General features: G+C 40.1%; 13 protein-coding genes, 1 tRNA gene and 2 rRNA genes (1 of these 16 only partly in view). All 16 read right to left on the bottom strand.

Features of this window, described 5'->3' with window-relative positions; genetic code table 11:
• Positions 1-388: ribosomal RNA gene (locus tag MKY69_RS00565) — 23S ribosomal RNA — on the bottom strand; it reaches 2,516 nt to the left of the window's first position.
• 237 nt (positions 389-625) lie between these two features.
• A tRNA-Ala gene (locus tag MKY69_RS00560) sits at positions 626-698 on the bottom strand.
• Between the two features lie 108 nt (positions 699-806).
• A 16S ribosomal RNA gene (locus MKY69_RS00555) occupies positions 807-2,355 on the bottom strand.
• The 16S and 23S rRNA genes sit together here with 1 tRNA gene alongside, the layout of an rRNA operon.
• A gap of 646 nt (positions 2,356-3,001) precedes the next feature.
• A complete protein-coding gene (gene rplQ, locus MKY69_RS00550; protein ID WP_003104597.1) occupies positions 3,002-3,388 on the bottom strand; it encodes a 50S ribosomal protein L17 in 387 nt (128 codons plus the stop codon).
• Between the two features lie 14 nt (positions 3,389-3,402).
• Positions 3,403-4,341, bottom strand: a complete 939-nt coding sequence (locus MKY69_RS00545; RefSeq protein ID WP_003103017.1) for a DNA-directed RNA polymerase subunit alpha — start codon at positions 4,339-4,341, stop codon at positions 3,403-3,405.
• Between the two features lie 46 nt (positions 4,342-4,387).
• The gene (gene rpsK / locus MKY69_RS00540) at positions 4,388-4,771 is read right to left on the bottom strand and encodes a 30S ribosomal protein S11 (protein WP_001118387.1); all 384 of its coding nucleotides are present in this window, start codon (positions 4,769-4,771) and stop codon (positions 4,388-4,390) included.
• A gap of 17 nt (positions 4,772-4,788) precedes the next feature.
• Complete coding sequence (rpsM, locus tag MKY69_RS00535; RefSeq protein ID WP_003104303.1) at positions 4,789-5,154, bottom strand: 30S ribosomal protein S13; 366 nt, start codon at positions 5,152-5,154, stop codon at positions 4,789-4,791.
• 17 nt (positions 5,155-5,171) lie between these two features.
• On the bottom strand, positions 5,172-5,288 hold the full coding sequence (gene rpmJ / locus MKY69_RS00530; protein WP_000868345.1) for a 50S ribosomal protein L36: 117 nt from the start codon (positions 5,286-5,288) through the stop codon (positions 5,172-5,174).
• A gap of 25 nt (positions 5,289-5,313) precedes the next feature.
• Positions 5,314-5,532 (bottom strand): translation initiation factor IF-1, encoded by a 219-nt coding sequence (gene infA, locus MKY69_RS00525; protein WP_001040189.1) that lies wholly within the window; start codon positions 5,530-5,532, stop codon positions 5,314-5,316.
• 117 nt (positions 5,533-5,649) lie between these two features.
• Positions 5,650-6,291 (bottom strand): adenylate kinase, encoded by a 642-nt coding sequence (locus tag MKY69_RS00520; RefSeq protein WP_003106080.1) that lies wholly within the window; start codon positions 6,289-6,291, stop codon positions 5,650-5,652.
• Between the two features lie 139 nt (positions 6,292-6,430).
• Positions 6,431-7,735: a preprotein translocase subunit SecY gene (gene secY / locus MKY69_RS00515; RefSeq protein ID WP_003105064.1), complete on the bottom strand. Its 1,305-nt coding sequence runs from the start codon at positions 7,733-7,735 to the stop codon at positions 6,431-6,433.
• A gap of 16 nt (positions 7,736-7,751) precedes the next feature.
• On the bottom strand, positions 7,752-8,192 hold the full coding sequence (gene rplO / locus MKY69_RS00510) for a 50S ribosomal protein L15 (RefSeq protein ID WP_003104020.1): 441 nt from the start codon (positions 8,190-8,192) through the stop codon (positions 7,752-7,754).
• 161 nt (positions 8,193-8,353) lie between these two features.
• A complete protein-coding gene (gene rpmD / locus MKY69_RS00505) occupies positions 8,354-8,536 on the bottom strand; it encodes a 50S ribosomal protein L30 (protein ID WP_003102859.1) in 183 nt (60 codons plus the stop codon).
• Between the two features lie 14 nt (positions 8,537-8,550).
• Entirely contained in the window at positions 8,551-9,045 is a 495-nt protein-coding gene (gene rpsE, locus MKY69_RS00500) for a 30S ribosomal protein S5 (RefSeq protein WP_003106071.1), read from the bottom strand.
• A gap of 18 nt (positions 9,046-9,063) precedes the next feature.
• Positions 9,064-9,420, bottom strand: a complete 357-nt coding sequence (gene rplR / locus MKY69_RS00495; protein ID WP_003105199.1) for a 50S ribosomal protein L18 — start codon at positions 9,418-9,420, stop codon at positions 9,064-9,066.
• 92 nt (positions 9,421-9,512) lie between these two features.
• Positions 9,513-10,049 carry a 50S ribosomal protein L6 gene (gene rplF / locus MKY69_RS00490; RefSeq protein ID WP_003103537.1) on the bottom strand — a complete coding sequence of 179 codons (537 nt, stop codon included), beginning with the start codon at positions 10,047-10,049 and terminating at the stop codon, positions 9,513-9,515.
• Between the last annotated feature and the right edge of the window lie 123 nt (positions 10,050-10,172).

The raw sequence follows: 10,172 nt of genomic DNA, 5'->3' as shown, positions 1-10,172 counted from the left end.
AGTCATTTACTATTTTAAATACGAGGCTATTACTCTCTTTGGCTTACCTTCCCAGGTAATTCTTCTATAGTATTTGATCCCACGTCGCAGTCCTACAACCCCGAGGAGTAAACTCCTCGGTTTGCCCTTCTGCCGTTTCGCTCGCCGCTACTAAGGCAATCGCGTTTGCTTTCTCTTCCTGCAGCTACTTAGATGTTTCAGTTCACTGCGTCTTCCTTCTCATGACCTTAACAGTCATGGATGACATGCATTACATGCCGGGTTCCCCCATTCGGACATCTCTGGATCAAAGCTTACTTACAGCTCCCCAAAGCATTTCGTCGTTAGTCACGTCCTTCATCGGCTTCTAGTGCCAAGGCATCCACCGTGCGCCCTTATTAACTTAACCTTATTTCCAGTCTTTCGACCTTCTTTTAATTTTTTTTAATATGTTCGCGTTTATCTTTTTTTCGGTTTATTTCTTGTTACTTTTTTCTACAATTAATTTCTTAATTGTGGAATTTGATATAGATATTCAATTTTCAATGGACTATGTTAGGATTTTTATCCTACTTATCTAGTTGAACACGAGATTAATTTCTTAAGAAATTTCGGCAAGCCGAACATCTCTTTGTATCCTAGATAATGGAGCCTAGCGGGATCGAACCGCTGACCTCCTGCGTGCAAAGCAGGCGCTCTCCCAGCTGAGCTAAGGCCCCGACTAATAAACTGGTTGTTACATTATTAGTGGTGTTTCTATCTCATTACTTTAATAAGACCTCTCAAAACTAAATAAGACTTTTCCTAACGTGCTTCCATTTCCTTAGAAAGGAGGTGATCCAGCCGCACCTTCCGATACGGCTACCTTGTTACGACTTCACCCCAATCATCTATCCCACCTTAGGCGGCTGGCTCCTATTAGGTTACCTCACCGACTTCGGGTGTTACAAACTCTCGTGGTGTGACGGGCGGTGTGTACAAGGCCCGGGAACGTATTCACCGCGGCGTGCTGATCCGCGATTACTAGCGATTCCGACTTCATGTAGGCGAGTTGCAGCCTACAATCCGAACTGAGATTGGCTTTAAGAGATTAGCTTGCCGTCACCGGCTTGCGACTCGTTGTACCAACCATTGTAGCACGTGTGTAGCCCAGGTCATAAGGGGCATGATGATTTGACGTCATCCCCACCTTCCTCCGGTTTATTACCGGCAGTCTCGCTAGAGTGCCCAACTTAATGATGGCAACTAACAATAGGGGTTGCGCTCGTTGCGGGACTTAACCCAACATCTCACGACACGAGCTGACGACAACCATGCACCACCTGTCACCTCTGTCCCGAAGGAAAGTCCTATCTCTAGGACGGTCAGAGGGATGTCAAGACCTGGTAAGGTTCTTCGCGTTGCTTCGAATTAAACCACATGCTCCACCGCTTGTGCGGGCCCCCGTCAATTCCTTTGAGTTTCAACCTTGCGGTCGTACTCCCCAGGCGGAGTGCTTAATGCGTTAGCTGCGGCACTAAGCCCCGGAAAGGGCCTAACACCTAGCACTCATCGTTTACGGCGTGGACTACCAGGGTATCTAATCCTGTTTGCTCCCCACGCTTTCGAGCCTCAGCGTCAGTTACAGACCAGAGAGCCGCTTTCGCCACCGGTGTTCCTCCATATATCTACGCATTTCACCGCTACACATGGAATTCCACTCTCCCCTTCTGCACTCAAGTTATCCAGTTTCCAAAGCGAACCATGGTTGAGCCACGGCCTTTAACTTCAGACTTAAATAACCGCCTGCGCTCGCTTTACGCCCAATAAATCCGGACAACGCTCGAGACCTACGTATTACCGCGGCTGCTGGCACGTAGTTAGCCGTCCCTTTCTGGTTAGTTACCGTCACGTAATGGATTTTCCACTCCCATTACCGTTCTTCTCTAACAACAGAGCTTTACGATCCGAAAACCTTCTTCACTCACGCGGCGTTGCTCGGTCAGGGTTGCCCCCATTGCCGAAGATTCCCTACTGCTGCCTCCCGTAGGAGTCTGGGCCGTGTCTCAGTCCCAGTGTGGCCGATCACCCTCTCAGGTCGGCTATGTATCGTGGCCTTGGTGAGCCGTTACCTCACCAACTAGCTAATACAACGCAGGTCCATCTCATAGTGAAGCAATTGCTCCTTTTAAATTTAGTACATGAGTACTTAATTGTCATGCGGTATTAGCTATCGTTTCCAATAGTTATCCCCCGCTATGAGGTAGGTTACCTACGCGTTACTCACCCGTTCGCAACTCATCTGACTAGTGCAAGCACCAGTCTTCAGCGTTCTACTTGCATGTATTAGGCACGCCGCCAGCGTTCGTCCTGAGCCAGGATCAAACTCTCATTTATATGTTAATTTGATGTTTAACTCATTCTTATCTGTCGCTGACAGATTTATTGTTTTTTTGTTACTTAATTGACAGGTAATATGCATAAACATATCACCCTGCACGTTTGGTTTTTGTCTTATTCAGTTCTCAAAGGTCTTCTTATCTCTTACGAGACAACTATTATATTCTATCAGGTCACAACGCCTTTGTCAATAACTTTTTTAAACTTTTTCGTTTTTTGTTTTCGACTACTAGCTCGCTTTCTGACAACTTTATTAGTATATATGCTTTTGAAGGGATTGTCAATAGCATTTGCGTTATTTTATTAATTATATTTGTATAAATACATATCGGCAATCTGTGCTTTTAATAAAGACCTCCTATAATCAATTTTTAGCCATTTTAAGCCCCTTTTGTCTTCATAGGTGCATCTATCGCTGATTCCATCTATTCCCCTTTATATCGAGCAAATAGGATAGATTAGACGACAAAACGCCTGCTTACGAAGTGCATCTAAGTTTAGAAACATTTCGTAAACAAGCGTTACCACTAACAATATGATGAGTGTTCCCGCTAGGAATTTATCCTAGCGGTAGACCAGAGCTAGACTAAGAAAGGAATTGAGACCTCTCCATCATCATAACACTCAACAAAATTGATAAAAATTATACTAATTCAATAATTGCCATTGGAGCAGCATCTCCACGGCGTGGTTCTGTTTTAAGAATACGTGTGTATCCACCGTTACGTTCAGCATAACGAGGTGCGATTTCAGAGAATAATTTTTGAAGCGCTGAAGTTGATGTGTATTTATCAGTAGCTTCATCATAGTTTTCTGATGCGATTTCATTACGTACGTAAGCTGCTGCTTGACGACGTGCATGAAGATCACCACGTTTACCTAAAGTAATCATTTTTTCAACTGTTTTACGGATTTCTTTTGCACGTGCTTCAGTTGTAACAATTGATTCGTTGATTAAAAGATCTGTCGTTAAATCACGAAGCATTGCTTTACGTTGTGAGCTAGTGCGTCCTAGTTTACGGTAAGCCATTTTGTCCTCCTATATTATTTATCGTTTTTTAGTCCTAAACCTAAATCAGCGAGTTTAACCTTAACTTCTTCAAGGCTCTTACGACCTAAGTTACGGACTTTCATCATTTCAGGCTCAGATTTTTCTGTAAGATCGAATACAGTGTTAATTCCTGCACGTTTCAAACAGTTATATGAGCGTACGGATAAATCAAGTTCCTCGATTGTGCGATCAAGTATCTTTTCATCGTTCACTTTTTCTGTTTCTTTCATAACGTCAGTTGTCTTAGCAACTTCTGTAAGGTCTGTAAACAGATTAAGGTGTTCGATTAAAACTCGAGCAGATAGACCTAATGCATCTTCAGGAATGATAGTTCCATTTGTCATGATTTCAATTGTTAATTTATCAAAGCCATCATTACTACCGACACGGGCAGGCTCAACTTGATAGTTAACTTTTTTTACTGGCGTGTAGATTGAATCAACAGCCAATGTTCCAACAGGTGCATCATCTTGTTTGTTACCTTCTGCAGGAATGTAACCACGTTTTTTAGCAACAGTCATTGTTGCTTTCAAAGAGTGACCTTCTGCGATTGTAAATAGATAATGATCTGGGTTAACAAGTTCGATGTCGCTGTCAGTGAGGATATCTCCAGCAGTTACTTCAGCTGGTCCTTCTACGTCAAGTTCGATCATCTTTTCGTCTTCTACATATGATTTTACTGCAAGTCCTTTAACATTAAGGATGATTTGCATTACATCTTCACGTACACCTGGGATTGTATCAAATTCGTGTAGTACGCCATCAATTTTAATCGATGTTACTGCAGCACCTGGAAGTGATGACAGAAGTACACGACGAAGTGAATTACCTAGAGTTGTACCGTAACCACGTTCTAGTGGTTCGATTACAAAACGTCCGTAATCTTTATTTTCATCAATTTTTGTTATTATTGGTTTTTCAAACTCAATCATTTTTTCACCCCTCGAAACGAAACTTGTGTACTATTAGTTATTATGATTATACACGACGACGTTTTGGAGGACGAGCACCGTTATGTGGTACAGGAGTCACGTCACGAATTGCAGTTACTTCTAGACCTGCCGCAGCAAGTGCACGAATAGCTGATTCACGACCTGAACCAGGGCCTTTTACAGTAACTTCAACAGTTTTTAGTCCGTGTTCTTGTGCAGATTTCGCAGCAGCTTCAGCAGCCATTTGGGCAGCAAAAGGTGTTGATTTACGAGAACCTTTGAAACCAAGAGCACCAGCTGATGACCATGCAAGAGCATTACCGTGAACATCTGTAATCATAACAATAGTGTTATTAAATGTAGCGTGAATATGTGCAACACCAGATTCGATGTTCTTTTTCACACGACGTTTACGTGTTGGTTTAGCCAATTTCTTTACCTCCTATATTATTTTTTCTTACCTGCAATCGCAGTAGGTTTCCCTTTACGAGTACGAGCGTTGTTTTTAGTGTTTTGTCCACGGACAGGAAGTCCACGACGGTGACGAATTCCACGGTATGAACCGATTTCCATCAAACGTTTGATGTTTAAGTTAACTTCACGACGAAGGTCACCTTCAACTTTGATTGAATCGATTTCACGACGGATTGCGTCTTCTTGATCTGATGTTAAGTCTTTAACACGGATATCTTCAGAGATACCAGCTGCTGCTAAAATCTTTTGAGATGTTGCAAGACCAATACCAAATACATAAGTAAGTGAAATTACTACGCGTTTATCGTTTGGAATATCAACTCCAGCTATACGAGCCATTTTTTCTCCTTTCTATATTATCCTTGACGTTGTTTGTGTTTTGGATTTGTTGGACAAATCACCATAACACGACCGTTACGACGAATTACTTTACAATATTCGCAAATTGGTTTAACCGATGGTCTTACCTTCATGTTTTAATCCCTCCAATTATTTCGATTATTTAAAGCGGTATGTGATGCGTCCACGTGTTAAGTCATAAGGACTCATTTCCACTGTAACACGATCTCCTACTAAAATACGAATGTAATTTTTACGGATTTTTCCTGATACAGTTGCTAGAATTTGATGCCCATTTTCTAATTCAACAGTAAACATTGCGTTTGGCATAGTTTCTACTACTTTGCCTTCAATTTCAATCACGTCTTCTTTTGCCACGCAAAAGTACCCCCTAAATTTCGATTTGATGTCCTCTGAGCACAGAGGTAACAATTATAAGTCAGACTAGCCTATTATATCACGTGACTTTCACTTTCGCAAGTTATTTATGATATTTTATTTTAGGTTTTTAATGACTTTCTCGATGTCTACAAAAACATCAGAAATATCTTTATTTCCATCAATATCATTAACAATACCTGCTTCACGATAATGATCTAAAATTGGTTGCCCTTGAGCAATATTAACATCTAAACGACGTTTAACTGTTTCCGGTTTGTCATCTTCACGTTGATAAAAGTCATCTTCATTGTAATCACCTGTTGGTGGGTTGAAGACTTTGTGGAAAGTTTCGCCTGTTTTTTTGTTAATAATACGACCACTCAAACGTTCGATTAGTGATTCTGGGTTAACATCAATATTGATGACACCATCTAAGTTTAAGCCTAATTCTTTTAAAGTTGCATCTAATGCATGTGCTTGGTCAATTGTACGTGGATAACCGTCCAAAAGAAATCCCTTTTCTTCAATGTCAGATTGAGCAAGGCGTTCTTTTACAATACCATTTGTTACATCATCTGGTACTAAATCACCTTTATCTATATATGACTTTGCAAGGACACCCATTTCAGTTTTGTTAGCCATAGCTGCACGGAACATATCACCAGTTGAAATATGGATAACTCCAAACTCTTCAACGATCTTTGCTGCTTGTGTTCCTTTACCAGCACCTGGTAAACCCATAATTAAAAGATTCATGTCAGTCTCCTCTTGACTAAATTTTTGGAAAAATGATAATTCATTTTTACTTTTGTTTTCAACTGATAACAAGAAATATCTCTTTAGTCTTGTTATCACCTAAAAACAAAATAGTAGGTTGACAAGGTCAACCTATATTCTATTCTGCTGTATTCATAAATCCGACATATTTTCTTTTCAGAAGATAGCCTTCAAGTTGTTTCATTCCTTCTATACCCGTCGAGATCAAAATCAGTAAACTTGTCCCACCTAGTGCAATACTAGATGAAAGATTAAGTCCTTGTTGCGCAGCGATTGGCACAAGAGAGATAAAAGCAAGGAAAACTGAACCGATTGTAGCAAGTTTTTTGAGCAATGATGACATATAAAGTTCTGTTTCACGTCCTGGTCTCACACTTGGAATATAAGACGAGTTCTTCTGTAGATTTTCAGCTGTTTTCTCAGGATTTACTTGGACAAAGGTATAGAAGAATGAGAACAAGATAATCAAAAATGCATAAACCATCATACCTGTTGGTGTTTGATAGTTTAAAACTTCTTGTAGTTTAGTTAACCAAGGGATATCTTTACCATTTTGGAAGAACGGTATAATCGTACTTGGAATAGTCGTAATCGAGCTAGCAAAGATAACGGGAATAACGCCTGCTGGATTGACTTTTAAAGGAAGGTAAGAACTTGTAGGTGCACCCTGAACAAGTTTTGTATATTGGATTGGAATTTTATATTCCGCTTGTTGAACATATGTTGTAAAGAAAACAATGGCAAGAACCGCTAAGATAATTAATCCTACAATAATGTAAGACATATTAATCTCGCCAGGACGAACATTAACAAAGTAATCTTCGTGAATTGTTGCAATTGCATTTGGAATAGATGAAATGATACCTGCAAAGATAATCATTGAAACACCGTTACCAAATCCTTTATCTGTAATCTGTTCTCCAAGCCAGGTTACAATAACACTACCAGTTGTCAGCAAAGCACCAATTAGCAAATAAGTTTTGATATTTGGTGTATTAACTAGAGCAACACTAGACAAGGTATTGAACCCTGCTGTGATACCAATCGATTGCACGAATGCAAGAAAAAGTGATATATAGCGAGTCGCTTGATTTAACTTGCGACGGCCAACCTCACCTTGTTTTCCCCACTCGACAAATTTTGGTAGGATATCCATTTGTAATAATTGAACAACGATAGATGCAGTAATGTACGGACTCACACCCATAGAGAAAACTGAAAAGTTTCTCATTGCATTACCACTGACAAGGTTCAACATATTTAGAAAAGGAAGTTCACTCAACTGCTCTAAACTTTTTGCATTGACTCCTGGAACTGTTATGTGCGTTCCGATTCGGAAGACAAGGATTATAAAGATTGTAAAGAAAACTTTAGTTCTAACAGTCTTTATTTTCAGTGCGTCTTTTAGTATTTTTAAGAACATAATGAGTTACCCCTCATTAGATGACTTCGATTGAACCACCCTTAGCAGTGATTGCTGCTTCAGCAGATTTTGAGAATTTAGCTGCTTTAACAGTCAATTTTTTAGTCAATTCGCCGTTACCAAGAACTTTAACGCCTGATTTTTCAGCACGAACGATTCCAGCTTCTTTAAGCATAACTGGAGTTACTTCAGTACCGTCTTCAAAAACGTTTAATTGATCAAGGTTAACAAGAGCGTACTCTTTAGCGTTGATGTTTGAGAATCCACGTTTTGGCATGCGACGGAACAATGGTGTTTGTCCACCTTCAAAACCTAAACGAACTCCGCCACCACTACGAGAGTTTTGACCTTTTTGTCCGCGACCAGATGTTTTACCGTTACCTGATGATGACCCACGTCCAACACGGTTACGTACTTTACGTGATCCTTCAGTAGCTTTTAATTCATGAAGTTTCATTTTTTCTCCTTATTTGTAAATTGCTAGCGCCTCTATGAGGGGAAAGGACTCCCCATAGAAACTCGCCTATACATAAAATTAACTTTAAGTCACAAGCTAAAAGCTTGCGACTTAAAAAGTATTAGCAGGAGCTGGTAGAACCCAACCTGTCTGCTTATTTATTATTTAACTTCTTCAACAGTTACTAAGTGACTGATAGCATTAACCATTCCAAGAATAGCAGCATTATCTTCTTTAACAACTGAAGAATTTAATTTACCAAGTCCAAGAGCAGCAACTGTTTTACGTTGCTCTGGCTTACGTCCGATTGGAGACTTAGTCAAAGTAATTTTAATTTGAGCCATTGTTATCCCCTTTCTTAAGCTAAGTCAGATACAGAAACACCACGTAAAGCGGCAACGTCTTCTGCACGTTTAAGTTGTTTTAACCCTTCAACAGTTGCACGAACAATGTTGATTGGAGTATTTGAACCAAGAGATTTTGAAGTAATATCAGCAATACCTGCTAATTCGATGACGGCACGAACCGCACCACCAGCGGCAACTCCAGAACCTTCTACAGCTGGTTTCAACAATACTTTTGCTCCACCGAAGTTAGTAAATACTTCGTGGGGAATTGTTGTGCCAACCATTGGTACTTCAATCATGTTTTTCTTAGCTGCTTCAACAGCTTTACGAATAGCTTCTGGTACTTCTTGAGCTTTACCTGTACCGAATCCTACACGTCCATTTCCATCACCAACTACTACAAGAGCAGCAAAACGAAGACGACGTCCACCTTTTACAACTTTTGTAACACGGTTGATAGAAACGACACGCTCTTCAAGTTCAACTGCATTATCTTTAAATGCCATTATTTTGTGTCCTCCCTTTTAGAATTTCAATCCGTTTTCACGAGCTGCATCAGCCAAAGCTTTGATACGTCCGTGATATAGATATCCACCGCGGTCAAACACCACTTCAGAAATACCTTTAGCCACTGCACGTTCAGCAACAAGTTTGCCGACTACAACGGCTTGTTCAGTTTTTGTACCTTTTGAAACGTCTTTATCAAGAGTTGATGCGCTTGCGAGCGTTACACCCGCTACGTCATCAATAACTTGAGCGTAGATGCCTGTATTAGAACGAAAAACGTTCAAACGTGGGCGTTCTGCAGTTCCAGAGAGTTTACCGCGTACGCGACGATGGCGTTTTTGGCGGGTTTTGTTTTTATCTGGTTTTGAAATCACAATATTCACCTCTTAAAATTTAAGTTTTATCTGTTACATTCGGAAAATAATAGACTATGTATCTTAACTTCTCAAGATACATGATGAATCTATTATTTACCAGTTTTACCTTCTTTAAGGCGTACGTATTCACCAACATAACGAATACCTTTACCTTTATAAGGTTCTGGTGAACGTAAGCTACGGATATAAGCAGCTGTTTGACCAACAACTTCTTTATTAATTCCGGCAACTGAAATAGAAGTTGGGTTAGCAAGAGTGAATGTAATCCCTTCTGGTGCTTCAACTTCGTCTTGGTGAGATTTACCTACTGAAAGGACAAGTTTTGTACCTTGAAGTTGAGCACGGTAACCGACACCCTTCATTTCAAGATCTTTTTTGAAACCTTCAAAAACACCAACAACCATGTTATTCAAGTTTGCACGAGTTGTACCATGAATTGTTTTCATTTCTTTTGAATCGTTAGGACGTGAAAGTGTAATTTCAGAACCTTCGATTTTGATTTCAATATTTTTATTGAACTCACGAGTGAGTTCGCCTTTAGGGCCTTTAACAGTAACAACGTTGTTGTCATTGCTAATTTCAACACCTGCAGGCATAGTAATTACTTTATTACCAATACGTGACATGTTTATTTTCTCCTGTTAGATTGTCAAGTCGCTATGCGACTAGTTTTCACGGGGTGATTTGGAATTTAATATGCTCTATTCAATATTTTAGTTGAATTGAACTCGAGGTATGGCCTGTGTGAA

It is taken from the genome of Streptococcus sp. FSL R7-0212, assembly GCF_038007985.1.
In the GTDB taxonomy this organism is placed as follows: Bacteria; Bacillota; Bacilli; order Lactobacillales; family Streptococcaceae; genus Streptococcus; species Streptococcus parauberis.
Note: the sequence above shows the minus strand (reverse complement) of the source record. Positions and strands in the feature narration are given on the sequence as shown.

Excerpts from the sequence above, each read along its gene's own strand:
- rplQ (WP_003104597.1), bottom strand. The coding sequence starts at position 3,388 with ATGGCTTACCGTAAACTAGGACGCACTAGCTCACAACGTAAAGCAATG.
- MKY69_RS00545 (WP_003103017.1), bottom strand. The coding sequence starts at position 4,341 with ATGATTGAGTTTGAAAAACCAATAATAACAAAAATTGATGAAAATAAA.
- rpsM (WP_003104303.1), bottom strand. The coding sequence starts at position 5,154 with ATGGCTCGTATAGCTGGAGTTGATATTCCAAACGATAAACGCGTAGTA.
- rpmJ (WP_000868345.1), bottom strand. The coding sequence starts at position 5,288 with ATGAAGGTAAGACCATCGGTTAAACCAATTTGCGAATATTGTAAAGTA.
- MKY69_RS00520 (WP_003106080.1), bottom strand. The coding sequence starts at position 6,291 with ATGAATCTTTTAATTATGGGTTTACCAGGTGCTGGTAAAGGAACACAA.
- secY (WP_003105064.1), bottom strand. The coding sequence starts at position 7,735 with ATGTTCTTAAAAATACTAAAAGACGCACTGAAAATAAAGACTGTTAGA.
- rplO (WP_003104020.1), bottom strand. The coding sequence starts at position 8,192 with ATGAAACTTCATGAATTAAAAGCTACTGAAGGATCACGTAAAGTACGT.
- rpmD (WP_003102859.1), bottom strand. The coding sequence starts at position 8,536 with ATGGCTCAAATTAAAATTACTTTGACTAAGTCTCCAATCGGACGTAAG.
- rpsE (WP_003106071.1), bottom strand. The coding sequence starts at position 9,045 with ATGGCATTTAAAGATAATGCAGTTGAACTTGAAGAGCGTGTCGTTTCT.
- rplF (WP_003103537.1), bottom strand. The coding sequence starts at position 10,049 with ATGTCACGTATTGGTAATAAAGTAATTACTATGCCTGCAGGTGTTGAA.